Source organism: Vibrio qinghaiensis, assembly GCF_002257545.1.
In the GTDB taxonomy this organism is placed as follows: domain Bacteria; phylum Pseudomonadota; class Gammaproteobacteria; order Enterobacterales; family Vibrionaceae; genus Vibrio; species Vibrio ordalii.
Genome location: NZ_CP022741.1, coordinates 2212522 through 2238403 on the forward strand (window position 1 = coordinate 2212522; position 25882 = coordinate 2238403).

General features: G+C 44.4%; 24 protein-coding genes and 1 other annotated feature. Of the genes, 5 read left to right on the plus strand and 19 right to left on the minus strand.

Annotated features, from left to right (window positions below):
* Positions 1-96 precede the first annotated feature (96 nt).
* Positions 97-1077: a phosphoserine phosphatase gene (gene serB, locus CCZ37_RS10270; RefSeq protein ID WP_094500457.1), complete on the minus strand. Its 981-nt coding sequence runs from the start codon at positions 1075-1077 to the stop codon at positions 97-99.
* A gap of 187 nt (positions 1078-1264) precedes the next feature.
* Between serB and CCZ37_RS10275 the strand changes: the two genes are divergently transcribed.
* A complete protein-coding gene (locus CCZ37_RS10275) occupies positions 1265-1882 on the plus strand; it encodes a YtjB family periplasmic protein (protein ID WP_010318294.1) in 618 nt (205 codons plus the stop codon).
* Between the two features lie 57 nt (positions 1883-1939).
* Here CCZ37_RS10275 and deoD read toward each other — a convergent pair whose 3' ends face one another.
* The 9 genes from deoD to CCZ37_RS10315 form a co-directional block, all read right to left on the minus strand.
* Positions 1940-2659, minus strand: a complete 720-nt coding sequence (gene deoD, locus CCZ37_RS10280; RefSeq protein ID WP_094500458.1) for a purine-nucleoside phosphorylase — start codon at positions 2657-2659, stop codon at positions 1940-1942.
* Positions 2660-2737: 78 nt separating this feature from the next.
* On the minus strand, positions 2738-3961 hold the full coding sequence (locus CCZ37_RS10285; protein WP_094500459.1) for a phosphopentomutase: 1224 nt from the start codon (positions 3959-3961) through the stop codon (positions 2738-2740).
* A 21-nt stretch (positions 3962-3982) separates the two neighbouring features.
* Entirely contained in the window at positions 3983-5344 is a 1362-nt protein-coding gene (gene deoA / locus CCZ37_RS10290; RefSeq protein ID WP_094500460.1) for a thymidine phosphorylase, read from the minus strand.
* Between the two features lie 95 nt (positions 5345-5439).
* The gene (gene deoC / locus CCZ37_RS10295) at positions 5440-6216 is read right to left on the minus strand and encodes a deoxyribose-phosphate aldolase (RefSeq protein ID WP_094500461.1); all 777 of its coding nucleotides are present in this window, start codon (positions 6214-6216) and stop codon (positions 5440-5442) included.
* A gap of 646 nt (positions 6217-6862) precedes the next feature.
* Positions 6863-8122 (minus strand): NupC/NupG family nucleoside CNT transporter, encoded by a 1260-nt coding sequence (locus tag CCZ37_RS10300; protein WP_094500462.1) that lies wholly within the window; start codon positions 8120-8122, stop codon positions 6863-6865.
* 208 nt (positions 8123-8330) lie between these two features.
* Positions 8331-9119, minus strand: coding sequence for a TatD family hydrolase (locus CCZ37_RS10305; RefSeq protein ID WP_094500463.1), 789 nt, complete (start codon positions 9117-9119; stop codon positions 8331-8333).
* A complete protein-coding gene (locus CCZ37_RS19040) occupies positions 9106-9243 on the minus strand; it encodes a DUF5363 family protein (RefSeq protein WP_013856121.1) in 138 nt (45 codons plus the stop codon). The genes CCZ37_RS10305 and CCZ37_RS19040 overlap by 14 nt, the downstream gene beginning before the upstream one ends.
* A gap of 16 nt (positions 9244-9259) precedes the next feature.
* On the minus strand, positions 9260-10033 hold the full coding sequence (gene yaaA / locus CCZ37_RS10310; RefSeq protein WP_047691605.1) for a peroxide stress protein YaaA: 774 nt from the start codon (positions 10031-10033) through the stop codon (positions 9260-9262).
* Between the two features lie 109 nt (positions 10034-10142).
* A complete protein-coding gene (locus CCZ37_RS10315) occupies positions 10143-11567 on the minus strand; it encodes an alanine/glycine:cation symporter family protein (RefSeq protein ID WP_094500464.1) in 1425 nt (474 codons plus the stop codon).
* A 710-nt stretch (positions 11568-12277) separates the two neighbouring features.
* Between CCZ37_RS10315 and CCZ37_RS10320 the strand changes: the two genes are divergently transcribed.
* Positions 12278-12457, plus strand: a complete 180-nt coding sequence (locus tag CCZ37_RS10320) for a DUF3545 family protein (protein ID WP_010318284.1) — start codon at positions 12278-12280, stop codon at positions 12455-12457.
* 51 nt (positions 12458-12508) lie between these two features.
* Here the strand turns inward: CCZ37_RS10320 and CCZ37_RS10325 are convergent, their stop codons facing one another.
* From CCZ37_RS10325 to nfo, 3 genes are all read right to left on the minus strand, one after another.
* Positions 12509-13060 carry a hemerythrin domain-containing protein gene (locus CCZ37_RS10325; RefSeq protein WP_094500465.1) on the minus strand — a complete coding sequence of 184 codons (552 nt, stop codon included), beginning with the start codon at positions 13058-13060 and terminating at the stop codon, positions 12509-12511.
* Positions 13061-13147: 87 nt separating this feature from the next.
* Positions 13148-13828, minus strand: coding sequence for a uracil-DNA glycosylase (gene ung / locus CCZ37_RS10330; protein WP_094500466.1), 681 nt, complete (start codon positions 13826-13828; stop codon positions 13148-13150).
* A gap of 270 nt (positions 13829-14098) precedes the next feature.
* Complete coding sequence (gene nfo / locus CCZ37_RS10335; protein ID WP_094500467.1) at positions 14099-15016, minus strand: deoxyribonuclease IV; 918 nt, start codon at positions 15014-15016, stop codon at positions 14099-14101.
* A gap of 298 nt (positions 15017-15314) precedes the next feature.
* On the opposite strand from nfo, the gene grcA reads away from it, so the two are divergent.
* Positions 15315-15692 (plus strand): autonomous glycyl radical cofactor GrcA, encoded by a 378-nt coding sequence (gene grcA / locus CCZ37_RS10340; protein ID WP_010318280.1) that lies wholly within the window; start codon positions 15315-15317, stop codon positions 15690-15692.
* A 109-nt stretch (positions 15693-15801) separates the two neighbouring features.
* Here the strand turns inward: grcA and thrC are convergent, their stop codons facing one another.
* From thrC to thrL, 4 genes are all read right to left on the minus strand, one after another.
* Positions 15802-17085, minus strand: coding sequence for a threonine synthase (gene thrC / locus CCZ37_RS10345; RefSeq protein ID WP_094500468.1), 1284 nt, complete (start codon positions 17083-17085; stop codon positions 15802-15804).
* Positions 17082-18038, minus strand: coding sequence for a homoserine kinase (gene thrB / locus CCZ37_RS10350; RefSeq protein WP_010318278.1), 957 nt, complete (start codon positions 18036-18038; stop codon positions 17082-17084). The genes thrC and thrB overlap by 4 nt, the downstream gene beginning before the upstream one ends.
* Positions 18039-18056: 18 nt before the next feature.
* Positions 18057-20516, minus strand: coding sequence for a bifunctional aspartate kinase/homoserine dehydrogenase I (gene thrA / locus CCZ37_RS10355; protein WP_094500469.1), 2460 nt, complete (start codon positions 20514-20516; stop codon positions 18057-18059).
* Between the two features lie 29 nt (positions 20517-20545).
* Positions 20546-20663, minus strand: a sequence feature (Thr leader region).
* The gene (gene thrL / locus CCZ37_RS10360; RefSeq protein ID WP_081480684.1) at positions 20601-20678 is read right to left on the minus strand and encodes a thr operon leader peptide; all 78 of its coding nucleotides are present in this window, start codon (positions 20676-20678) and stop codon (positions 20601-20603) included. It overlaps the preceding feature by 63 nt.
* Before the next feature lie 242 nt (positions 20679-20920).
* Between thrL and CCZ37_RS10365 the strand changes: the two genes are divergently transcribed.
* Positions 20921-21424 carry a hypothetical protein gene (locus CCZ37_RS10365; RefSeq protein WP_029626850.1) on the plus strand — a complete coding sequence of 168 codons (504 nt, stop codon included), beginning with the start codon at positions 20921-20923 and terminating at the stop codon, positions 21422-21424.
* Here the strand turns inward: CCZ37_RS10365 and CCZ37_RS10370 are convergent.
* The gene (locus tag CCZ37_RS10370) at positions 21421-21906 is read right to left on the minus strand and encodes a putative 4-hydroxy-4-methyl-2-oxoglutarate aldolase (protein WP_010318275.1); all 486 of its coding nucleotides are present in this window, start codon (positions 21904-21906) and stop codon (positions 21421-21423) included. The genes CCZ37_RS10365 and CCZ37_RS10370 overlap by 4 nt on opposite strands.
* Before the next feature lie 697 nt (positions 21907-22603).
* On the opposite strand from CCZ37_RS10370, the gene arcA reads away from it, so the two are divergent.
* A complete protein-coding gene (arcA, locus tag CCZ37_RS10375; protein ID WP_013856108.1) occupies positions 22604-23320 on the plus strand; it encodes a two-component system response regulator ArcA in 717 nt (238 codons plus the stop codon).
* A gap of 167 nt (positions 23321-23487) precedes the next feature.
* On the opposite strand, the gene arcB is transcribed toward arcA, so the two are convergent.
* On the minus strand, positions 23488-25821 hold the full coding sequence (gene arcB, locus CCZ37_RS10380; RefSeq protein WP_094500470.1) for an aerobic respiration two-component sensor histidine kinase ArcB: 2334 nt from the start codon (positions 25819-25821) through the stop codon (positions 23488-23490).
* Positions 25822-25882: the final 61 nt, after the last annotated feature.

The following is a 25882-nucleotide window of genomic DNA, read 5'->3' on the forward strand; positions in this document are numbered from 1 at the left end:
TTTGTAAAAGAGAGTGTGGGTAGAAGAGAGTGTGTGTGGGTAGAAGAGAGAGAGCGGGCATCGCTCACTCTCTTATCTTTCACCGTTGAGCTTTACTCAAGGCTTCACTTTCCAACTGAGTTTTTGCTGCTTCACCAATGAGGCAGAAAGAATACAGAGCACGCCGCCAAGGCCTGAAAAACGGACCGCCGCTTGTGCTTTTGCTTCAACTTTAGGTTTCGCATGATAAGCAACGCCTAACCCCGCTGCAGCCATCATAACTAAATCATTCGCCCCATCGCCAACCGCGACAGTATTGTGCAATTCAATCTCATAACGCTGTGCTAACTCAACCAAAATATCGGCTTTGGTTTGCGCCGAAACGACCTCACCTAACACTTGACCAGTAAGCTTGCCATCAACAATTTCCAACGTATTGGATTGCGCATGATCAAGTTGCAGTTCGCTTTTTAAATAATCTGAAAAATAGGTAAAGCCACCAGATGCAATCGCCGTTTTCCACCCCAAGGCATGCAATGTCGCCACCAGTTCACGCAAATCAGGCATCATGGGTAATGTAGAGCGAACCGCTTCAAGAATCGACTCATCGGCACCAGCAAGTTTGCCAACCCGCTGACGCAAGCTTTGCTCAAAATCCAATTCACCTTGCATCGCTCGCTCAGTGACTTCGGCGACCTCCTCTCCGACACCCGCTAACTTGGCTATCTCATCAATACATTCTATTTGAATCGCCGTAGAGTCCATATCCATCACAATCAAACCCGGCTTGGACAGGTCAGGCACTTCACTCAAACGGGCGTAATCAATTTCGAGTCCTTGTAAAATTTTCTCGTGCTCTGTCGTCAGTTCACCTGACATCAGCGCCACTTCATAATGTCCCACTTTCCACATATCGAGGACGGCGTTGTAGTAACCGGTAAAAAAATCAATATCATCAAAATGTTGAGTGGAGAGATAAGGTGCAAAAATAATCCAACTTGCTTTTGCTTTGTCAAATTGTGAAGAAAAACGAGTTTCAGGCAAGCGGTTGAGCAGCGTTGTGTGCCTTTTGATCGGCAATGTTTTGAGGGCATCCATGTTTATCATTCCTTAATCAATCCTTTTCCTTCAGCCTGCTTAAACGCACCACAAGCAAAATGGGATCAACTCGATTCAATGCTCGAGTATCAATAAATGGGTGTATGCCCCTGACGTTACCCTATTGCAATTTAAAAACGCAAGTCTCAATATGAGTAAAGTTTTTATTTATCCAATCAGGTGGGTTATGGACGGCTCTTTATTTTCATTTCGCGTCGCAATTCGTGTGCTTACCGTCATTTTATTAGCAGGCATGTTCTTCTTTACCGTAAAAAACAGCGTTGTGATCAGTAAAGGTAACGAACGAATTCAGGCCAACCAACTAGAAACATTAACTAAGGTTTTGATTTCACAGGCATCATTATCTGCTGGCAGCATGATATCAGAGCAAGATCAAGAGCGCCTGCTAGCCCTAACCAACCAATTAGCTCAAGATAAACTGGTGTTTGATGCCACCATTTATGATTCCGAAGGGGTCAAATTAGCCGCCAGCGATAACGCGTTAAGCGTACGCGAAGTATTAGGATTGGATACACCACTGCGCACGGCCAGCATTGGCCGTCAGCAACTGGTTGAGCCCGTCTATCATGAAAGCAGTATTATTGGTTTTATCCGCATTACTTTTGAAACTGGCCGCGTCACGGCGATTTCAGATCACCACTATCGTAAAAGTGATCGCTACATGTATCTCATGCTGTTGACCAGCTTTGTCAGCGGTGTATTACTCACACTGCTACTGCTGCGCCGAAAACCAAAGAGTGGTGGTGAGAACCTGCTGCTGCAGAATGTGAATGATATGACCTAGCAAGCTTTGTAAATAAAAACCTCAGTTGCGACACTGAGGTTTTTTAATAAAAGAAGATTATTGAGCGTCGCCAATCAATACTGAATCTAACGCAATTTCAATCATTTCATTGAAAGTGTTTTGACGCTCTTCAGAAGTCGTTTGCTCGCCAGTTTTGATGTGATCAGACACAGTACAAATCGTCAGTGCTTTTGCGCCATATTCCGCCGCTACGCCGTAGATTCCCGCCGCTTCCATTTCTACACCAACAATACCGTATTTATCCATCACATCGAACATCTCTGGATCTGGCGTGTAGAAAAGTTCTGCGGAGAACAAGTTACCCACCTTCACGTTAATACCACGGGCTGTAGCCGCCTCTTCTGCAGCTTTAACCATTTTGTAATCGGCAATCGCAGCAAAGTCGTGGTCTTTAAAACGGATACGGTTGACTTTGGAATCGGTACAAGCACCCATGCCAATCACAACATCACGCACTTTGATATCGTTGCTGACCGCACCACAACTTCCAACACGGATCACTTTTTTCACGCCAAAATCTTTGATAAGTTCCGTCACATAAATTGAGCATGAAGGAATCCCCATGCCGTGGCCCATTACCGAAATTTTGCGACCTTTGTACGTTCCTGTATAACCAAACATGTTACGCACATCACACACTTGTACCACATCATCCAGGAAAGTTTCTGCGATGTATTTGGCACGAAGCGGGTCACCCGGCATTAAAACGACGTCTGAAAATGCGCCCATTTCAGCATTAATATGTGGAGTTGCCATTAAAAGTATCCTTTATCTAAATTGACCAAAGAATAGAGAGTGATCTCTCTATTCATCCTCAAAAATGAATAGCTACGCTTACTGTAAGAAATTGGTGCCGTAATCCATCGCAGACGTACCGAAATAGTGCGCCAGTGACTGGCCAATATCAGCAAACGTCTCGCGACGGCCCAACGAACCGGGTGCCACTTTGTGACCATAAACTAACACTGGAATGTGCTCACGCGTATGATCCGTGCCCGGCCAAGTTGGATCGCAACCATGATCCGCCGTAAGAATAAGCACATCGTCCTCTTCCATTAACTCAAGCACTTGTGGCAGACGCTTGTCAAAGTACTCCAGTGCTGCAGCGTAGCCCGCCACATCACGGCGATGACCATAAGCAGAATCAAAATCAACGAAGTTAGTGAAGACGATGGTGTTATCTTTCGCTTGTTTGATTTGTTCTAGTGTTGCATCAAATAAAGCCGGGATGCCTGTCGCTTTGACTTTATGAGTGATGCCGCAGTAGGCGTAAATATCAGCAATTTTACCAATAGAAACCACGTTACCTTGCTTCTCATCAACCAACTTTTGCAGCACGGTCGCCGCTGGCGGCTCAACGGATAAATCACGACGGTTGCCAGTACGAGCAAATTCTCCCGCTTTCGGGCCAATGAACGGGCGCGCAATCACGCGGCCAATATTGTAATCCGCCAATTCTTCACGTGCGATCTGGCAAAGTTCTAACAAACGATCAAGACCGAACGTCTCTTCGTGACAAGCAATTTGGAACACTGAGTCAGCTGAGGTATAGAAAATCGGTTTACCCGTTTTCATGTGCTCTTCACCCAAATCATCGAGAACCTGAGTGCCTGATGCATGGCAGTTACCAAGAAAACCATCCAAACCTGCGCGTTCAACAATGCGATCGGTCAGCTCTTTCGGGAAACTATTTTGCTTATCGCTGAAATAACCCCATTCAAACAGCACAGGAACACCAGCAATTTCCCAGTGACCCGAAGGAGTATCTTTACCTGATGAAAGCTCAGCTGCGTGGCCGTACGCACCGATAATATCAGCGTTGGCATCAAGCCCCGGAGCAAAACGCCCCGTTGACTCTTTATGCGCCATGGCAAGCCCCAGTTTCGATAAGTTTGGCAGCGTCAATGGGCCCTGGCGATCCACGTTATTCGCTTCGCCTTTAGCACATTGGTCTGCGATGTGGCCCAAAGTGTCAGCGCCAACATCACCAAATTGTGGTGCATCAGCGGTTTCGCCGATACCAAATGAATCTAATACTAAAATAAATGCTCTTTTCATTGCTCTCTCCAACCGATATTTTTATACGTCTTCTGCGCGAATTTGGCCGTAGACATCGGGTGTTGGTGTGTATTCTCCGCCAATTTGAATGGCGCTTTGTAATGCTTTAGCCGCTTGTTGCCATTGCGCTTCATTACGCGCATGGATCACCGCCAACGGCTTGCTGCTATCGGCAACGTCACCTAGGCGAATAAATTGGTCAAACCCAACCGCGTAATCAATGGTGTCAGTTGCGACGCGGCGTCCACCGCCCATCTCCACCACGGCCATGCCAATCGCGCGAGTATCCATTGCCGATACGACGCCACTTTCTGGAGCGTAAACGGGCTTAACCAGCTCGGTTTTTTCAAGATAGTGATCGTAATTTTCCACAAAATCAGCGGGGCCGCCTAACCCTTTGACCATTTTGCCAAAGCATTCAGCCGCTTTTCCGTTATTAAGAACGGACATCAGTTTCGCACGAGCATCATTGCTGTCTTTTGCTAAATTGCCTAACAATAACATTTCAACGCAAGAGGCCAAGGTAATTTCCAGTAAGCGAGGATTGCGATATTCACCAGTTAAAAAGCGTACCGCTTCACGCACTTCGAGGGCATTGCCTGCCGAAGAGGCCAGCACTTGGTTCATATCCGTCAAAATAGCCGTGGTTTTCGTACCTGCGCCGTTAGCCACTGCGACGATAGATTTAGCTAACTCTTCAGAAGCTTCGTAAGTCGGCATAAATGCGCCAGAACCGACTTTGACATCCATCACCAAGGAATCTAACCCAGCGGCTAATTTTTTAGAAAGAATCGAGGCGGTGATGAGTGAAATGTTGTCGACCGTTGCGGTAATGTCACGTGTGGCGTATACGCGTTTATCCGCTGGCGCGAGATCACCCGTTTGGCCGATGATAGCAACGCCCGCTTCTTTGGTTACTTGACCAAATACGTCATTACTTGGCGTGATGTTATAACCGGGAATCGACTCCAATTTATCCAGCGTGCCGCCCGTATGACCAAGGCCACGCCCTGAAATCATAGGAACAAAACCACCGCAGGCTGCAACCATGGGGCCAAGCATCAACGAAGTGACATCGCCTACGCCACCAGTTGAGTGTTTATCAACGATAGGACCACCGAAGTTCATCGCATCCCAGTTGATCACTATCCCAGAATCACGCATGGCGCACGTCAGTGCAATGCGCTCTGGCATAGTCATTTCATTGAAGAAAATCGTCATGGCAAAGGCCGCAATTTGGCCTTCAGAGACGGTATTATTCGCCACACCTTGAATAAAAAAGTTAATTTCTTCGGTGGTGAGGATCTCGCCGTCACGCTTTTTGCGAATGATTTCTTGAGGTAAAAAAGTTTGAGTTGAATACATGAGTTGCCTCCCAAGCATGATGCTTTGGTCAGTAAGGTAAAGAGGTAATCGGGAGCTGATGGCTCAGCTCCACGAGTCAGACTTATTATTATCAGTCCTACTTCAGCGCATAATTAATACGCAGCTGGATCGGCTTTTTGGTCTGTTACTTCTAATGTATTCAAAAGATTGGTTAGCAGGCTTGAGGCCCCAAAACGGTAGTGCATGCTGTCGGCCCAATCTGCGCCAAGTAGCTCATCAGCCATCGCGAGATACAATGCAGCATCTTGCGCTGTGCGTACACCGCCCGCAGGTTTAAAGCCTACCGTTTTGGCAACGCCCATATCGCGAATCACTTCTAGCATCATGTGTGCGTATTCTGGTGTTGCATTCACAGGGACTTTGCCCGTTGAGGTTTTGATGAAATCAGCGCCCGCTTCAATACAGATTTGAGACGCTTTTTTGATTAATGCTTCTTCTTTTAGCTCACCAGTTTCGATGATCACTTTAAGCAGAATGTCACCACACGCGGCTTTACATTGCTTAACAAGATCAAAACCGACTTGCTCATTACCGGCGATTAATGCGCGGTAAGGGAATACAACGTCGACTTCATCAGCACCGTACGCAACGGCGGCTTTCGTTTCCGCAACGGCAATCTCAATATCATCATTACCGTGTGGGAAGTTGGTCACGGTTGCGATACGAACCTCTGGCGTGCCTTGCTCACGAAGTGTCTTCTTCGCAATAGGAATAAAGCGAGGGTAAATACAAATTGCAGCGGTATTACCTACAGCCGTTTTGGCATCATGACAAAGGGCAATCACTTTCGCATCCGTGTCATCATCGTTTAGCGTAGTCAAATCCATCAATTTCAGTGCACGTAGTGCGGCTGCTTTTAAATCGCTCATTTCTATCTCCGATCAATATATTCAAATAGTTCACTAGTAAACCACGCTCAGTGTTAAGAACGAGATGGCTTACTAGCCACAAATGAACGGACTTGGTTCCTTGAAGACTCGAAATGCACTTGCATTTCAATTGCTATCCCTGTCACCGCACAGTACCAATTTGGCCTATGGCACAACCATAATATGCCGCTTATTTGCACTCATCGCCGTGTCTAACGTATATCCGTGTGTAACTTATACCCGTATCTAATTTATATCAAAGCAACACGACATGATAAAACGGGCTGCCTTTACGTCAAATCATACTCCATGTATTGATTGGCGCTAGCTGATATCTTCACTCTTCTATTGAAAATGAATCTCACTGATACAGTATAGATTTTCACTACAAAACTGTAGCGTCATTCATAGAGCAAACGGTTTGTATCTCAAAAAAGATCAGCCTCAACGATAATCTCGTTTACCGATAAACTCTGATCTATCCATTAAAAGCTAACTTATAAAAGAAAGCTTTCGGTGATAAACACTGACCACCCGACTAAAGAGTGAATCAAAGTATTCCTTTCGCCAAAACAAAAAAGCCCCGCAGCAATCTCTTGCTACGGGGCGATGTTAAACGGCGTCTATATCTCTTTCTCTTGTTTAATTAGAAAGAAAGGAAGAAGCCAGCAATGGTTGCGGCCATTAAGTTAGACAGTGTACCAGCACAAACGGCTTTTATACCCATCTTCGCGATATCGTGACGACGGTTAGGAGCAAGACCACCTAAACCACCGAGTAGAATCGCAACAGAAGAAAGGTTGGCGAAGCCACACAGTGCAAATGAGATGATAGCTTGAGTTTTCTCAGACATCACCGCACCAGTAGCAGCAACGATCTGTGCGTTCTCACCCACGTAAGGTACGAAGTTTAGATAAGCAACAAATTCGTTTACAACCAGTTTTTGACCGATGAAAGAGCCCGCTAGCGTTGCTTCTTCCCATGGCACACCAATTAGGAATGCTAATGGAGAGAAAAGCCAACCAAGCAGTAGTTCTAGAGTCAGTTCAGGCATACCGAACCAACCACCCACACCACCAAGCATACCGTTAACTAACGCGATTAGACCAACGAAGGCAAGTAGCATTGCACCTACGTTCAGCGCAAGTTGCAGACCAACAGAAGCACCACCAGCAGCAGCATCGATTACGTTGGCAGGTTTATCATTGCCATCCATATCGCTACCCAGCTCTTCATCTGGAGTATCGGTTTCTGGTTTGATGATTTTTGCAAACAGTAGACCACCCGGTGCTGCCATGAAAGAGGCCGCAACAAGGTACTCTAGCGGCACACCCATCGATGCGTAACCAGCAAGTACACCACCCGCAACTGAAGCCAAACCACCACACATTACTGCAAACAGCTCAGATTGAGTCATTTTAGGTACAAACGGACGAACCACCAGTGGCGCTTCTGTTTGACCTACGAAAATGTTGGCTGCAGCAGACATCGATTCCGCACGAGAGGTACCGAGTGCTTTTTGTAAACCACCACCTAGAATCTTAATTACCCATTGCATAACGCCAATGTAATAAAGCACAGAGATAAGTGCCGAGAAGAAGATTAAAGTAGGTAGAACTTGGAAAGCAAAGATGAAGCCAATACCGTCAACTGAAAAGTTAACTAGGCTGCCGAATAGAAAACCAGTACCGTCTTTACCGAAGTCGATGACGTTTTGAACACCCGCAGAGAAACCTGCAAGGAGATCACGACCCCATGGCACGTAAAGAACGAAACCACCGATAATAAATTGGATAGCAAAAGCGCCACCCACTGTTCTTAGATTGATAGCTTTGCGGTTATCAGACAGTAGAACTGCAAGTCCTAGCAGAACTGCCATACCGACTAGGCTCATAAACAGGCTCATAGTTTATGATTTCCTTATTAGGTTATTGTTGGCGTGTTATAAAATGGAGCTCATGAAGCGGGGTGATTATACTCATCACCACTAAGATAAAGTAATGCCAGCCTCACACTTTCTTATAAGATTCACTGCCCATTCACTCATTTATGTGAGCACGTTCAATGTTTACTGACACTAGAATCATTAAACCTACATTTCATTTCGAATTTATTCACACCGGAAAGAACAAAGAATGACTATTTTCCCACAAAACATCAGCAACCGTTTGCTCTGATTGGTTCTTCAGTAACGCAAGCGTTTGCAGGATAATCGGCAGTTTTTGCGGGTGATTCGCTTGCCCTTGAAAACCATTGAGTGGCATATCTGGGGCATCTGTTTCTAGCACTAAACTTTCGATTGGGAGTGCCGCAATAGTAAGACGGGTTTTGTTGGCTCTTGGATAGGTAATAACACCACCGATGCCAATCTTAAAACCCAGTTCAATAAACTGGTTTGCCTGTTGAACGCTGCCAGAAAAAGCATGCAGCACTCCACCTTGGTTAAATTGATGCTTTTTTAACAGTTGTATTAAGCGGTTGTGCGCTTTGCGGCTGTGTAATATCAATGGAAGTCTGGCTCGTTTCGCAAGCTCTAGTTGCATTTCAAACATTGTTTCTTGCAAAGCGGGAGCAATATCCGTCGTAAAATCTAAGCCACACTCCCCCAGAGCCACGCATTGAGCTGGTTTTTGAAGTAGCTTTTGCTCAAGCTCGTCGATATCCGCAGGGGAAGAGGTTGATAAAAAACAGGGATGGAAACCGAGAGCAAAGTAGAGTTCAGGATAACCGTTAGCAAGCTCGGCCACTCGCTGCCAGTTACTTGGACCAACGGCGGGAATCATTATTTTCTCAACCCCCTGCTGGCGAGCTAAATGTAAATGGTATTCAAACTCACGCTCAAAGATAGAAAAATCGAGATGGCAATGCGTATCAAATAAACGCAGCTTCTTATTCTCGCTCACGTTCTTTACTCTGAACAGGATCTTGACGATAAGGAACACAGCTACGTTTTTTATCTGGTGTTAAACCCATGTTCTCACACCAACGATCATAACGCGCAACCTGCTTTTTCAACCATTGCCACATAACCGCCTCTCTTACATCACTGCTCTTCGCGTTTAAAGACCAACTCAGTTGCTGATGACTCCTGTTCTACAAAATAGTAGCCAGCACTGTCAAACTGAGCCAATTGCTCTACAGAAGAGATTTGTTTATCGATAATGTAGCGCGCCATCATGCCACGAGCCTTCTTAGCATAGAAGCTAATGACTTTGTATTGCCCTTTCTTACAATCCTTAAATACCGGAGTAATGATGCTCCCCTTAAGCTTTTTCGGATTAACCGCTTTAAAATACTCGTTGGAAGCGAGATTAATCAACACATCATCACCTTGCTCTTTGAGAGCTTGATTGAGTTTATCGGTAATGATATCTCCCCAAAACTGGTACAGGTTAGTCCCCCTCGGGTTATCTAACCTCGTGCCCATCTCTAAACGATACGGTTGCATCAGATCCAGTGGTTTCAATACACCATACAAGCCAGAGAGCATTCTTAAATGCTGTTGTGCATATTCAAATCCGGCATCCGATAACGTTTCTGCTTCAAATCCTGTATAAACATCCCCTTTAAACGCCAAAATGGCGGGACGTGCATTATCCAACGTGAAGGTTGGGCTCCACTGCGCAAAGCGAGCCACGTTGAGCCCAGCGATTTTATCGCTCACTTTCATCAACGCTGAGATATCGGCAGGAGTCAATTGACGGCAAACATCGATCAACTGAGCTGAATGGTCAATAAGCTCCGGCTGAGTATATTTGCTTGTCACCAACGGGGATTCGTAATCTAACGTCTTGGCTGGGGAAACAACAATGAGCATAATTTTCCTTCCTTTCTATTCTTGTTTTATGGCTCACAGAGTACAAAAAAAGCCATGCGGTGTCTGCATGGCTTTTTCAATCTATTTAATCGTCAGTAACGATAACAGGCTATTTGTTGTTGTACCAAATGCCATCTTCCAACTGAGATTTTAACTCCGGGTAATCATTAGCATCGAAGGTAGGAACCTTACCTGCAGCTAACTGACGGTTATAATCTTTCGCGAGCTTAATCACAATGCCAGAGAGCAGAATGATCGCCACCAAGTTAACAATCGCCATTAACCCCATCGAGACATCCGCCATTGCCCATACGGTAGGCAAGGTCGCCAATGAGCCAAACATCACCATGGCAAGGAAAACAATACGGAACAACGTTAACCCTTTCTTATTGTTGTGCTCTAAGAAAATCAGGTTCGTTTCGGCATAAGAGTAGTTGGCAATGATTGAAGTAAAGGCGAAGAAGAAAATCGCAAAAGCAACAAAAATCCCACCCCAACTGCCCACTTGTGAGCTTAATGCGCGCTGAGTCAACTCGATACCGGTAATTTCACCGTGTGGTACATATTCACCCGACATCAAAATAATGGCGACAGTTGCTGAACAGATCACAATCGTGTCAATAAAAACACCCAACATTTGCACGTAACCTTGAGAGGCTGGGTGCGGCGGATAAGGCGTTGCAGAAGCCGCTGCATTAGGTGCTGAACCCATACCAGCTTCATTGGAAAACAGACCGCGTTTAATACCGTTAATCATGGCTTGAGCAATCGCGTAACCTAAACCGCCTGCGGCCGCTTCTTGAAGGCCAAATGCACTTTTGAAAATAAGGCTTAATACGGCTGGTAGCTTTTCTATATTAGTGACCATGACAAACATCGCAATCGCTAAGTAAGCTAATGCCATGAAAGGGACAATCAGTTCAGCAGTACGCGCAATTTTACGGATACCACCAAAAATGACGAAAGCCGAAATTGCAACGATGAAGATACCGACATACAGCGGATCAAATCCAAAAGCATTTTTCATAGCCCCTGCAATTGAATTAGCTTGAACGGCATTGAATACTAGGCCAAAAGCAATAATCAGGAAGATGGAAAACAGCACACCCATCCAACGCATACCAAGGCCTTTTTCCATATAGTACGCAGGACCACCACGGTAGTTACCATCTTTGTCACGGGTTTTGTATAGCTGAGCCAACGTGCTTTCAGCAAATGAAGTCGCCATACCAAGCATAGCAATCAACCACATCCAGAAAATCGCGCCTGGACCACCCACCGTTAAAGCAACGGCTACACCGGCCATGTTTCCCGTACCAACACGCGCAGCAAGGCTAGTACAAAGTGCTTGGAAAGAAGATATACCGGCCTTATCTGCTTTACGGCTGTTTTTCAACACGCTAAACATGTGGCCGAAATGGCGAAATTGAATGAATCCTAGGCGAACGGTGAAGTAGACACCAACACCGACTAAAAGATAAACAAGGATGGATCCCCAAAGTAGATCATTCATTAAATTGATTAAGTCTGTCACAAGAACCTCTCATAGAGTGATAGCGCTGACCTAAGCGAAAAGCTTCACGAAAAAATGCACATGCTGCGAGTCAAGGTTATAACCAGCATGTTTTTATCGATATTATGCAATGCATTTTATTCGCCCAAAAAGTGAGGAGTCTCAACTTTTGAAGGGGCAACGTATTTTTGACGGGCGGATAATGCAACCTGGAAGAACAAAAATCAATATGCAACAGGTTTGGTTAAAATGTTATTTTTCACTATAAAATCACCTTTAATTAACATTTCACAAACCAATACAAAAACAATTCAGCAACCAAAAAAAACCAAACTAGAAACATTGAAAGATAAAAAACAACCATAAAAACCCAGTTGCACTCACTTAATCTCACCCCTTGAGAATAAAGGGCTAATCAGTTTCACCACTAAATCTTGCATAAATTTATGATAATTTTTTATTGAATGGTCATAAAACAGCCAGCCAGGCAATCGCAATCCTTACAACCAACATTTATGTAACATTTAAAAATGTAAATAAAATCGTTTGCGTCACTTAACCGCTCCCTTTTTGTACTAAAGAATCCCGCTAAAATTGTGAAATTCTGGTCAAAATCCAATAAAAGGTTCATCAAAAAGAAACAAATGAGAAACAAATCATAGCTAGGCTAGCGAAAACTGTGCTATCTAGAGAGCACGACATGGCGTAATAACAACAACAAGGGGTTGCTTATGGAAAGCTTGCAATTTGACGAAATGTTGGAAATGGAAATCACAAAACTCCGCTCTAGTCGCACTAAACCAGTAAAAAGAATGTGGCGAGAAATTGAAGCGATTCAGGATCAAAAACGGTTACAAAGAGAATTGATGGAAATGGATGTCTGCTTTGAGGCAGATCAAATCAAACTCTGAGCAAAAAGGCACTTCAACAGTGCCTTTTTTGTTTAACTAAATCAGCAGAGATTACTGGCACTCTTGTGCGGTTTGCCGAACTCGGTGAGCTAATTGCTGGTACTGCTCGGCAATTGTCTCACCAAATACTGGATCATCTTCGGATTGTTGCCAGCTCGCCTCCACCGCTTGCCAATCAGCGACATTAAAGGTGCGGCTGATCAAAGGTAAAACCGATTGTTCTTCTAACTCCAGATGGCGCTTCTGGGAAGAAATAAACTCCTCAAGCTGCTCAATGAACACGTGCTGTGGTACAACAGCATCTTGCAAAATCATATCGACAATCTCTAGAAAAGCATGAGTTTTCTCAGAAAGTTCTACATGTTCTCTCGCTAAATTTTGAATATCATTATGTTGACCATAATGATCAATATAATAGTGATAGAGAATATCTTCTTTGGGGTGGTGTACTGACTCAGAATGGGTCGCCAAGTAGTCAATAATCTCTCTCACTAAAGAGTAGTTGATACTTTGTTCATTGCTCAATTGCCGTTGTTTATCTCGCAAAATGGCAAGCAAACGCGCCATATACCCGTGTTCTCTACGGATCCTTTCAATCATCATTGTGCTTCTCCATTACACTTACTTTAGATAAGTGTATAAAAGCTTCACCCTGCTTGTTTTGACCCTGCTCGAAAAAACATCAATTAATCACTTATTCAATACGGGTTGCCAATTCACAGGCGCTTTCCCCTGCTCAATAAGTAATTGATTAGTCTTTGAAAAATGTTTACAGCCCAAAAAGCCTCGATGCGCAGAAAGAGGAGAAGGATGCGGTGCTACTAATACATGATGTTTACTGCGATCAATCATGCTGCCTTTCTTCTGCGCGTGTGAACCCCACAACAGGAAGACAACACCTTCACGCTGCTGATTTACCGCCTCAATCACCCGATCGGTAAAGGTTTCCCAACCAGTATTAGCGTGCGAATGCGCCATACCTTGTTCAACGGTCAATACGGTATTGAGCAATAGCACCCCTTGCTCGGCCCAACTTTTTAGGTAACCGTGCTGAGGAGTAACAAAACCGGGGATATCTTGCACCAGCTCTTTGTAGATATTCACCAGTGAAGGTGGGGTTTTTACGCCGGGTAACACCGAAAAACATAACCCATGAGCTTGATTTGGCCCGTGATAAGGATCTTGCCCTAAAATCACAACCTTAACATCGCCAAATTCGGTAAAACGAAACGCATTAAACACGTCAGCAGCAGGTGGATAAATCACTTTCCCCGCTAGCCTTTCCTTTTCAACAAATGCCATTGTCTGTTGAAAATACTCCTGCTGTTTTTCATGGCCGATAACATCGTGCCAAGTCAATGATTGAGTCATAACTAAGCCCTGTAAATGAACTAATTACCGCATTGTAACCATAAAAAGCCACCACTGCATGAGTCAATGTCACAGAGCTTTTGCCAGTTAATGTGATTTTTGTGGCGTTCGAGTATGCCCTTGACCGTTCACATGTCGGTTAGGTATAGGCAATCGGACTGGTGGTCGAGCTATTGATGGTGAACGTGAGATCATATGAAACATAGTGACATCCTCCTTCATTTTGACGCGCTATGCCTTTGTCTTTATGAAAGAAAGATGCCAACTTATTTAAGATGCTACTGAATCCACCGATTGTGCGTGTAGATCTCTTAATGTTTGAATTTCTTGGGCCCAAATATCTGGATCGATTGTTTCTAAAATCAATGGGATACCATCAAACCTTGCATCTTTGGCAATAAATTCAAAGCATGACCAACCAATTTCGCCTTGTCCTAGAGAATGATGGCGGTCAACACGGCTGGCGAACTTTGCCTTTGAGTCGTTGATGTGCATTGCACGTAAGTAGTGCATTCCCACCACGCTATCAAACTCTGAAAAGGTTGCCTCGCACGCCTCAACTGTGCGCAAATCATAACCTGCAGTAAAAGTATGACACGTGTCAAGGCACACACCTACTCGCGATTTATCCTCAACTTGCTGGATAATTTCGGCTAAATGTTCGAAACGCCAGCCTAGATTCGTCCCCTGCCCTGCGGTGTTTTCAATCACAGCAACGACCTCAGGCACGGCTTGATGTGCAAGGTTTATCGATTCTGCAATCGTCGCAAGACATTCACTTTCTGAGACTTGTTTAAGGTGACTACCCGGATGAAAATTCAGAAGCGTCAGCCCCAGTTGCTGGCAACGTTGCATTTCATCAATAAAAGCTTCGCGTGACTTAGCAAGCTTATCGGCTTCTGGCGCGCCCAGATTAATAAGGTATGAATCGTGCGGCAAAATGTGTTCACTTTTAAAACCAAGCATGTGGCAGTTAGCCTTAAAAGCGCGAATGGTTGCCTCTTCGAGCGGTTTAGCAACCCACTGGCGCTGGTTTTTAGTGAATAAAGCAAATGCATTTGCTCCAATTTCTCTCGCTCTCAATGGGGCTTGGTCAACGCCGCCAGAGGCCGATACATGAGCACCAATAAATTTCATTCCACGGCCCTGAATTCTATTTGTCATTAAATCACTTTGTACTTTCAACATTGGACTTCAATTGTCTGATTTTCTGTTACTTAGGTCAAACACGCGCTAAAAATGTAGTAAAATTACAACAAAATCATAAATAAAAAATATTTTATGCATTAAAAAAAAGTAGAACTCATTGTTTTTAAATGATTTATTGATTTAAATCAATAAAATAAACCCCATATTATCAATGTTTATCGTTGTTTTTTGACCTAAATCAATATTAATATTAAGGATATTAGCTATATAATAACCAACTCAACAAAGTTAGAAAATAAACACCAATAACGCCACTTAAGTGGACTAGGAGATAGTGATGATTCAAGGCATTCAAATTACAAAAGCAGCAAACGACAACCTACTAAATTCTATCTGGTTACTCGATAACGAAAAGAATGAAGCACGTTGCGTTGCCGCTAACGCAGGCTACCAAGCAGATCAAGTTATCGCGGTCAGCGCCCTTGGTGAGTATGAAAGCCGTGAAGTTGCGATTGAAACAGCACCTCGCATCGAAGGCGGTCAGCACCTAAATGTGAACGTTCTTAAGCGTGAAACTCTTGAAGATGCCGTTGCACACCCTGAGAAGTATCCGCAACTGACGATTCGTGTTTCTGGCTACGCTGTTCGTTTCAACTCATTGACTCAAGAACAGCAACGTGACGTTATCGCACGTACCTTCACTGAGACGCTATAATCATAGCGTTGATGAGAAGATTCATATCCAAAAATGGCGCTCAATGAGCGCCATTTTTATCGTTAGAGGAATATCATCCTGACTTCAATAAGATGAAATAAGGATCTCTTTAAGGCTGAACGCGTCTTAACACCGTTTTTAGAGCGTCAAAATCATTGTCTAACTCTTCAGAAAGCAACGTCATCACTGCATGTTTTGCAAGAGGAGCTGGTAATTCAATGTCAGTACCTAGCACATCGTCAACGACTTCTTTAAATTTGGCAGGGTGCGCAGTACACAAAAATAGCCCCGTTTCTCCCGCTTGCAACTGCTCATCCAAAACTCGATACGCAATGGCACCATGCGGTTCACACAAATAACCTTGCGCGTAAAGTTCACGAACTGAATCCGCACTTTGTGCATCAGATACCGCACCTTTACCTAAGGTATCTAGCCCCCAGCCCTTTAAGCGACAAAGCTCTTCGATGCGCGGCCAGTTGTTCGGCTGACTAACATCCATCGCATTCGATGTGGTCGCGACCGTGGGTTTTGGATCCCATTGACCCGTTTCTAAGTAACGAGGAACCGTATCATTGGCATTGGTTGCCGCGATAAAACGCTTGATAGGTAAGCCCAATGCTTTTGCCAACAGACCAGCGGTTAGGTTGCCAAAGTTGCCACTCGGTACGGAGATGACTAAGTTTTCACGCTGCGCTTTGCTTAATTGTGATGCGGCCTCAAAGTAGTAGCAAATTTGTGCCATTAAACGGCTGATATTGATTGAATTTGCAGAGTTTAAACCAATCTCTTGGCGAAGCTTGGCGTCATCAAAAGCCTGCTTAACTAACGCTTGGCAAGCATCAAAGTCACCCTTTATCGCGACAGTGTGAATATTGTTGCCCAGAGTGCAGAAGAGTTTTTCCTGTAACGGGCTAATCTTACCTTTAGGGTAAAGTATCACGACCTTGATGTCGGGCATTCCATAAAAGGCATGAGCCACCGCAGCGCCAGTATCACCAGAAGTCGCGGTTAAAATAGTGATCTGTCCACCATTTGAAACGGCGGCCAGTGACTGCGCCATAAAGCGACCACCAAAATCTTTAAATGCCAGCGTTGGACCGTGAAAAAGCTCTAGAGCATAAATGCCGTCTTTCACTTGCTTAATGGGGGCTGGAAACTGAAAAGCCGCATCAACCAACGCATTCACTTGCTCTGCTGGTAATTCATCGCCAATCAGGGCGCTGAGAATTTTTGTACTACGAGAGATAAAATCTTCCGCTAGTAACGCGTCAATATCTTCAAACTGAGGCAACTCTGCTGGGAAAAATAGCCCTTGATTGCGTCCTAATCCTTGGCGTACGGCTTGGCCAAAAGAGACTTGTTCATCATTTTCTTTTATGTTGTAAAGCTTCATAGAGCACTTCCTGTAACGGTCGAGCCATTTTTGTCTAAGCGACAAATATGGACGAATCCTTCTTCATTTTGTACATAATGTTGTTCAAGCCAACGAGCAACTCGCTCGGCAACCTCTTTTTCTTTGCAAATACTGAACAGTGTTGGGCCACTGCCAGAAATGCCAGTAGTGAGCGCTCCGGCTGATGCAGCGTATTTACGCGCATCCGAAAAGCCGGGCAGAAGTTTCTCACGATACGGTTCAGCAATCACATCTTTGATCAGTTTAGCCGCTAGCTCAGGCTGACCTGAGTGACAAGCATGAATGAAACCAGCGAGATGACGTCCATGCGCAATGATGTCCTGCCGACGATATTGTGAAGGTAAGATCGCTCGCGCTTCGGCTGTGGAAACTTTAATCCCAGGATACGCCATCACCCAATACCAATCGTCAAAACAAGGCACTTCTTGGCTGATGATACCTAGCTCTTCAAGCATCAATTGCACGCCGCCTAAGTAGCAGGGGGCAACGTTATCATAATGTATACCGCCTGAAATTTTACCTTCCATTTCGCCCATCAGCGCTAAAAGCTCGGTCTGATTAAGTGGGTTACCGTGAAACTGGTTCAACGCATCTAAAGCTGCAACAATTGAACAAGCACTGGAACCTAAGCCTGAGCCAATCGGCATATTTTTTTCTAACGTCATTTGCAACGGCTTTACTGCAATGCTCTTTTTTTCAAGCTCTCTGGCAAAAACAAGCCAGCAATCGTAAACAATATTCTGCTTTGGATCTTGTGGCAACTTGTCGACAAAGCGACCTGCTGTTTCGAGTACAAAAGGTTCGCTGCCCGCTTTAACTTCAACGCGATCCCCCAGTAAACTGCCATCAATTGGCGACACAGCCGCCCCTAAAACATCAAACCCAACACTAACATTACCAATTGAAGCTGGGGCATACACCACCACACTCATGTCACTTGAACTCATCAATTAAACCCCTAACTTCCAACCTAAGGTACGCATCACATCAGAGAACACCCCTGCTGCTGTTACTTCTGTACCCGCCCCATAACCACGCAACACCAATGGAATCGGTTGATAATAACGGCTATAAAACGCCAGTGCATTCTCACCATCTTTGACTTTAAACATTGGGTCATTTTCATCGACCACTGCAATTTTCACCTTGCATTGGCCTTCTGATATTTCACCAACATAACGTAATACCTTACCTTCGGCTGCAGCCTTAGTGGATAACTCTTGGAAATAAGCATCAGCCTGCGGCAAGCGCGCCATAAACTCTGCAACTGTACCCGAAATATCGAAACCCGGTGGCAAAGCAAGATCGACTTTTACGTCATCCAGTTCTAAAGGCATTCCCGCCTCACGAGCTAAAATTAACAGCTTGCGAGCCACATCCATTCCCGACAAATCATCACGAGGATCAGGCTCAGTAAAACCTTTGTCTTTAGCCAGTTGCGTAGCTTGACTAAGAGTCATACCTTCATCCAGTTTGCCGAAAATAAACGAAAGAGAGCCAGATAAAATACCGCTGAATTTTTCCAACTCATCACCGGCGGCAATGAGATTTTGCAAGTTTTCAATCACAGGTAAACCAGCACCAACCGTCGTTTCGTACATCAGCTTACGGCGCGAGTTGCGCGCCACTTCACGCAGCTGGTGATAGTAGGCCATGCTTGCGGTATTGGCTTTTTTATTAGGCGTCACAACATGAAAACCCGCAGCCAAAAATTCGGCGTACTGGTTGGCAATCACTTCACTGGAAGTACAATCAACTAAGACAGGGTTAATGATATGGTTACGCTGCACTAGAGAGATGAGCCTTGCGAGGCTAAATTCTTCACTCGCGCTATGCATTCGATCGCGCCAATGCTCCAGAGGCAAGCCTTCGCTATCCAGAAGTAGCGCCTTACTATTTGCAAGGCCACACACTCGCATCACAATTCCTTTATCGGCTAGTTTGGCTTGCTGACGATGAATTTGGTCAACTAATTCGCCTCCGACACCGCCAACACCGACCACAAACACATCCAAGAAATGCTTAGAATTGAAGAGATTTTCATGACAAGCCTTGATCGCTTCTGAAATTTTATCTTCTGGAATCACCGCCGAAATAGCTCGCTCGGAAGAGCCTTGTGCAATGGCAACAATATTGACGTGAACTTCAGCCAGCGATGAGAAAAATTGAGAAGCCACTCCGCGCGAAGTGCGCATGCCGTCACCAACCAGAGTGACAATCGCAACGTCATCCATAAACTCGACAGGCTCAAGTAGGCCATCTTTTAATTCCAGTTCAAACGCTTCCGATAATGCGCTTTTGGCAAGGGCTTTATCTTGCGCCTCAATACAGAAACTGATGCTGTATTCTGAAGAGGATTGTGTAATCAGCACAATAGAAACGCCTGCGGCTGACATCGCACCAAACACACGGCTAGCCATGCCGACCATGCCTTTCATGCCAGGGCCAGAGACGTTGACCATGGTCAAATTATTGAGTGTGGTAATGCCTTTGATAGCCAGCTTATCTTCACCAGTATCTTGACCAATCAGCGTGCCTGCGCCTTGAGGGTTAAAACTGTTTTTGATAAGGCACGGAATATGAAACTGTGCAATCGGCGCAATAGTTTTAGGATGTAACACTGACGCACCAAAATACGAAAGCTCCATCGCTTCTTGGTAGCTGAGTGATTTTAATAAACGAGCATCCGCAACCAAACGTGGGTCACAGTTATAAACGCCATCGACATCGGTCCAAATCTCACAACAATCTGCACGTAAACATGCCGCAAGCACAGCCGCAGAATAATCCGAGCCATTACGGCCTAGACAGACCAATTCACCCTTTTCATTACCAGCCGTGAAACCCGGCATAATGTTAACATGCGCTTGCGGAAGTGGATTTTGCTTGAAATTTTGCGTGGAGATCTCAACATCGACCATTGCCTCAAGGTACTCACCTTTAGCAAAAAGATATTGTACTGGGTCAATCAATGCAGCCGCTTGTCCTTTTGCTTCAAGTACCGCTTTCATCAGTTGGATAGAGACTCGCTCACCTTTACTGATAATGCGCGCATTGACGTTGTCTGGGCACATACCGAGTAAATTAATGCCGTGTACAAATTGACGCAGCTGAGACAGTGACGTTTTTACTTGATTGTCAAAAGCGGCCGAATCCACATTAGGTAATTGTGCTTTGATGCCAGCGAGTAGATCGAAAAATGAGAATTCAAGCTCCGCTATTTGGCGTTCTGCTTCGCCATTACGCAAAGCACTCTCAATAACTGCCACTAATTTATTGGTGGTTTTTCCTGGTGCAGAGAGCACAACGGCGACTTCTTCTTGCTGTACATTGTTAACGATGATATCTGCCGCCCTTAAAAAACGATCAGCATCGGCTAACGATGAACCTCCAAACTTTAATACTCGCATCCCTTCCTCCAAAACAGTTCAAATTGGTATAAAAAAAGGCCTGTATCTGGTGGGATACAGGCCTTTTTTGTAAAAACTTTTCGCTCAGCGGCCCGCCCCAACATGTGTAATGTCGGTAATAATAATGGTGGTTGTCATTACTACTAGGCTGCGCTGTAACATAGAAAAATTTAAATACTCGTGTGTTTCATTGCCTTTACGTTTACCTTACTTCGTCATCATTAGTCAACGAAAATCTGCTATTTTTTATTGCCATTCCGAATTAATCAAATTTAAAACCACCACACAAATAAGACACTTGCTGCACATTAAGTGCAACCATGTTACACATAAGCAAATAACAAAATGCTATATACATAACGCTGTCATCGTGTGAAATTTGTGCTTTAATTGTTATCACCGCAGTGGACGCAGTAACTCAAAACAAGAATAAGGAGAGGCAGATGAAACTAAAAGTCGCACTATGTTTATTTCTGCTTGTCTCGTTATCTAGCATGGCCAATACCTTACCTGCACTTCCTTCATCACAGAGCCAATCTCCACATCGCTTATTTCTTTCAAGCGAAAGTGATAATCAGCAATTTGATAGTTGGACTATTGATGGCGGTTATTCTTATAACCTTTTTGACAATTTAGATCTGTACATTGGAGCGAGGATAAACAATTCTGACTACGGCTCCGAAAGTGGTTTTTTAAGTGGCCTCAGCTACCAGCTAACTCCCAAATTATCACTAAAAAGCACCTTGCGTTCAGCCGCCAGTAATCCGAATGATACGAGCAGTGCCGGTGCTATGGCGGCGGAGCTATCTAGCCGACTTCAAGTGTCAGAAAACCTTGATTTACATGCCACCCTTGATTATCAAGAGTGGCAACAAGGGGTTCAATTTGGGGTAGGTTTCCGATTTTAGTGCCAGTCTAGCGCTTGAGTTGACGTTAAAACACCATTCCAATCGGCATAAACATAATCACCCGGCTGAATCATCTGGTTGAGGATAGTCAGCGTCACATTAATTTCGCCTGCACCTCTCTTATCGGTCTTAAGTGGGCAACTCGCTAACGCTTTCACGCCTAAATCCATTTGCGATAACGCAGCAACATCGCGTATTGCTCCATAAATGATGACTCCTTCCCAACCATTTTCAATCGCCATGATCGCCAGTTGGTCACCCAATAACGCTCTTTGACACGAACCGTTGCCATCAACGACTAAAACTTTACCTTTACCATTTTGGCTCAATACGTCACGAACTTTAGAGTTATCGTGATAGCAACGCACGGTGACAATTTGCCCCCAAAAAGCACTCCTTAAACCAAAAGTTTGCAAAGGCAAATCCAATATATTGATTTGCGATTCAAATTTATCGCAAATATCTGGTGTGATATCTATCATCCTTCTTCCTTGATTATTGTTTATTATTTTCATCTGACACATTAGACGCGCTGTAAAATCACAGCTCAATCAACCATGATGCCAGATACTTTACTCACCTATTCATACAAACGATGCAAAGAAAAATCCGCTGAGAATGAGCATAACTTGGCGGCCAACTGCATTTAAAAGACTTAATATTCATATTGGTGAGATCCATAGTAGTGCGATATCCACCGCTGTAAACGTTGATTTTTTACGCAATTCCCATTTTTTGACAAGTATCGAGTTAACAAGTTCTTTGCTGGTAAATTTCTCTGTGAGGTAAAGCCCATTGCGCCCAATGCTACCATCTCCAGCGAAAATCCCCAAAAAGCATGCTATTTGCATGGGTAATGTGGTGTAAATTTACAACTGCTTAAGACGATTAATATTTGTTACATTAGAACTCTTGATGTAAATCAACAAAGTGATTGGAATTAACATTCTGCCGTTGTTAGCATGCTGTTAACATTATAGAATCCGCCTTAAAGACTAGTAGAACACAGAGGGTATGGAGACCTCAATGCAAGCTATGCCTAAGGACCGCGGGCAACTGAAGTAAGTGTTTTTTTCAAAACTTTAGTTTATTATCGGCAGCAGATTACCTGTATGTTGTAATTATTTGCCTACAATTAATTCTATTAGCACAATTTTTTCACAAGTTTAGGTACCGCCAATGCAAACCCCGCAGATTCTTATCGTTGAAGATGAGCAAGTAACTCGTAACACTCTTAAGAGTATTTTTGAAGCAGAGGGATACGCTGTTTTTGAGGCCAGTAACGGTGAAGAGATGCACCATGTGCTGTCTGATAACCCCATTAACTTGGTCATCATGGACATCAATTTACCAGGTAAAAATGGCCTTCTGTTAGCTCGTGAGCTTCGCGAACAGGCTAATGTTGCACTGATGTTTTTGACTGGTCGTGATAATGAAGTTGATAAAATCCTCGGTTTAGAGATCGGGGCTGATGACTACATCACTAAACCATTTAACCCACGTGAACTAACGATTCGTGCTCGTAATCTTCTAGGTCGTTCAATGAATACCAATACGACTCAAGAAGAGAAACGCAGTGTGGAAAAATATGAGTTCAACGGTTGGGTATTGGATATCAATAGCCGCTCTTTAGTGAATCCGGATGGTGAAGGCTACAAGCTTCCTCGCTCAGAATTCCGCGCTTTACTGCACTTCTGTGAGAACCCAGGAAAAATCCAAACTCGCGCAGATTTGCTTAAAAAGATGACTGGCCGTGAATTGAAACCACACGACAGAACCGTAGATGTGACGATTCGTCGTATCCGTAAACACTTTGAATCAGTCTCAGGTACGCCAGAGATCATCGCCACAATTCATGGCGAAGGCTACCGCTTCTGTGGTGATCTAGAAGACTAAACGTCTATCCTAAGATAGTTAGAAGCCCTTTAACCTCAGGTTAAAGGGCTTTTTTTCATCGACGGTAATTTCTCATCACGGCTTCCTGCAGCCAATTCACTTGCGGTGAACTACAGCCAGATAGTAGCGCCATAACTAATGAAGCCAACCCGATTTTTTTCATACCATTACCTTTGAGCTACCCATTGTTTCAAGACTTGAATATCGTGTTGATAGCCATTTTTAATTTCATCTATCCAGTCACCAATGTTTTCCCACCAAGCTGGTAACTCTGGCGACTGTGCCTTTTGTGCAACGTTTTGAATGTGTTTCAAACCAATTGAACCCGCAGCACCCTTGATTTTGTGTGCTTCTGAAACAATGCCTGCTTGATCTTTTGCTACCATATTGGAGTCTAGCACTTCAACATAACTGGGCATCATCTGCTCGAACATTTGGATACTTTCCAACACAGGTTTTGGGCCAACAATATCGATATAAGACTCAAGCATTTCAAGATCGAGCAAATGCAACTCACTGTGTTCTTCTGAGGCTGCCTTAATTTTAGCACCGACAAGTTGAATCGCCTCACCATGTGTGAATTTTGCAATCACCTCCTGAATCGCCAGTACTGACAATGGTTTACTGATCGCGTCATCCATCCCTTTCTCTAGATATTCAACTTTATTTTTCAATACGTTGGCGGTCAATGCGACTAGTGGCGGAAGGTTATCATAGGTTTCTCGGTAAAACGCAGCGACATCAAACCCGGTCATGTCTGGCAGTTGAATGTCGAGGAAAACCAGATCGTACTCTTGCGGCACAAATTTTTGTTTGGCTTCTTCACCTGTCATAGCGACGGTAACCGTGTGTCCTAAACTTTCTAGCAAAGAACGAGCAACTGTAATATTGAGCTCAATATCTTCAACCATAAAAATGGCTAAACTTTTTTGAGGAACGGGTAACGTTGGTTTGAATTGGGCATCTTGTGCCAAAGGCACACGAATTGAAACGGTGAAGGTGCTACCAAAACCTTCTTCACTGCTCACAGAAATATCACCATCCATTAAGTTGATTAACTGGCGAGATACCGCTAAGCCAATCCCCGTGCCAACAGCGTGCAAATTGTCCTTACCCGATTTGACTTGGTAATACATGGCGAAAATTTTATCGAGTTCAGCCTCTGGTATACCAATGCCAGTGTCTTCAACTTCCATGGTAATGTGCGCAAACTTATCCTCAATGTCGGCGCAGACCGTCATGACTACGCCGCCTTCTTTGGTAAATTTCATCGCATTGCTTATCAGGTTCCACAGTACCTGACGCAGGCGCGTCGCATCCACTTCAATCGCAACAGGTAAATCACTGAGCCGTTCGAGATCAAACCTAAGCCCTTTTTGCTCTGCCATCAACGCCGAGATGCTTTCAATTTCAACAACAAATTCTTCAAAATTCAACGGCGCTGGCAGTAGTTCTAGTTTTCGGCGGTCAAACTTATCCATATCAATGATATCGTTGAAGATATTACCTAACGTAATGGCACTGACATTAATGGTCTGCATGTACTTACGCTGTTCTGGGGGCATGGGGCTATCGAGCAACATGCGGCTCAAACCAACGATACCGTTGAGTGGTGTGCGCAATTCGTGGCTGATGGTCGAAATAAAGGTGGTTTTATCCCGGCTCGCTTTTTCCAAAGACTCTTGGTTGCGTTTGCGTTCGGTAATGTCTCGCCCAAAGCCCACCAACCCTAAGTGGCGGCCATCTTTGCTGTAAAAAGGGACTTTACGCAGTTCAAAATAGTTTTTTCGACCATCAGGGTATTCGAGCCACTGCTCATAAGTGATGGCTTGATTGTCGGCAAACACTTTTTCGTCAGTTTCAACGATCTGTTGCGCCACTTCTTTGCTATAGACATCCCATGGAGTTAACCCAACCAACTGATGCTCACGCTTGCCCGTTAGCTCTTCCATCGCCCGGTTGCAGCCAGAGAAGACGCCGTTCGCATTACGGTAGTAAATCAGATCAGGAGAAGCATCGATAAAAGAGCGTAATAAGGCGGTTCTTTCTGCCAATTCAAGCTGCGTTTTTTCGCGTTGATAGACCTCATTTTCTAAATCAGCCATCGCCTCTTCACGCGCTTCCTCTGCCTTAATTCGCTCTTCAATTTCTTGGTTAAGCTTTTCGATATTTTGCTGAAGCTTATAATTGAGCTCTTGATCGCGTGAGCGCATGTCTTTGAGCTTAGAAACCAACTTAGAGAGGCGTTGACGTGACTCTTCTAGCTGATCAACCACCACGGAAAGGAAATAGACCGCCCAAGGCGTGATCAATAAACCAAAAAAGATGGAACGAACGATGTCGATATCATCAACATAACCATTGAGCACCAGCGTGATACCAACTTGTACCACCACCGCCAAGGCCACTAAAGCGAGTGCGAGAAGAATAGAGAAACGAAGAATGCCCAGTTTGACCAATAGGTCGACATAGTACTGGGCAAGGTTTTTCATGGGTTTCATTAAACACTTCCATGTAATAACAGTGCCACTAGTCTAACGCGTTTAACGTCGATTCGTCAGC

Bases quoted from the DNA above. Each gene is read 5' to 3' on its own strand.
- serB (WP_094500457.1), bottom strand. From the start codon at position 1,077: ATGGATGCCCTCAAAACATTGCCGATCAAAAGGCACACAACGCTGCTC.
- CCZ37_RS10275 (WP_010318294.1), top strand. From the start codon at position 1,265: ATGGACGGCTCTTTATTTTCATTTCGCGTCGCAATTCGTGTGCTTACC.
- deoD (WP_094500458.1), bottom strand. From the start codon at position 2,659: ATGGCAACTCCACATATTAATGCTGAAATGGGCGCATTTTCAGACGTC.
- CCZ37_RS10285 (WP_094500459.1), bottom strand. From the start codon at position 3,961: ATGAAAAGAGCATTTATTTTAGTATTAGATTCATTTGGTATCGGCGAA.
- deoA (WP_094500460.1), bottom strand. From the start codon at position 5,344: ATGCTTGGGAGGCAACTCATGTATTCAACTCAAACTTTTTTACCTCAA.
- deoC (WP_094500461.1), bottom strand. From the start codon at position 6,216: ATGAGCGATTTAAAAGCAGCCGCACTACGTGCACTGAAATTGATGGAT.
- CCZ37_RS10300 (WP_094500462.1), bottom strand. From the start codon at position 8,122: ATGAGCCTGTTTATGAGCCTAGTCGGTATGGCAGTTCTGCTAGGACTT.
- CCZ37_RS19040 (WP_013856121.1), bottom strand. From the start codon at position 9,243: ATGTGGCAATGGTTGAAAAAGCAGGTTGCGCGTTATGATCGTTGGTGT.
- yaaA (WP_047691605.1), bottom strand. From the start codon at position 10,033: ATGCTCATTGTTGTTTCCCCAGCCAAGACGTTAGATTACGAATCCCCG.
- CCZ37_RS10320 (WP_010318284.1), top strand. From the start codon at position 12,278: ATGGAAAGCTTGCAATTTGACGAAATGTTGGAAATGGAAATCACAAAA.
- CCZ37_RS10325 (WP_094500465.1), bottom strand. From the start codon at position 13,060: ATGATGATTGAAAGGATCCGTAGAGAACACGGGTATATGGCGCGTTTG.
- ung (WP_094500466.1), bottom strand. From the start codon at position 13,828: ATGACTCAATCATTGACTTGGCACGATGTTATCGGCCATGAAAAACAG.
- nfo (WP_094500467.1), bottom strand. From the start codon at position 15,016: ATGTTGAAAGTACAAAGTGATTTAATGACAAATAGAATTCAGGGCCGT.
- grcA (WP_010318280.1), top strand. From the start codon at position 15,315: ATGATTCAAGGCATTCAAATTACAAAAGCAGCAAACGACAACCTACTA.
- thrC (WP_094500468.1), bottom strand. From the start codon at position 17,085: ATGAAGCTTTACAACATAAAAGAAAATGATGAACAAGTCTCTTTTGGC.
- thrB (WP_010318278.1), bottom strand. From the start codon at position 18,038: ATGAGTGTGGTGGTGTATGCCCCAGCTTCAATTGGTAATGTTAGTGTT.
- thrA (WP_094500469.1), bottom strand. From the start codon at position 20,516: ATGCGAGTATTAAAGTTTGGAGGTTCATCGTTAGCCGATGCTGATCGT.
- thrL (WP_081480684.1), bottom strand. From the start codon at position 20,678: ATGTTACAGCGCAGCCTAGTAGTAATGACAACCACCATTATTATTACC.
- CCZ37_RS10370 (WP_010318275.1), bottom strand. From the start codon at position 21,906: ATGATAGATATCACACCAGATATTTGCGATAAATTTGAATCGCAAATC.
- arcA (WP_013856108.1), top strand. From the start codon at position 22,604: ATGCAAACCCCGCAGATTCTTATCGTTGAAGATGAGCAAGTAACTCGT.
- arcB (WP_094500470.1), bottom strand. From the start codon at position 25,821: ATGAAACCCATGAAAAACCTTGCCCAGTACTATGTCGACCTATTGGTC.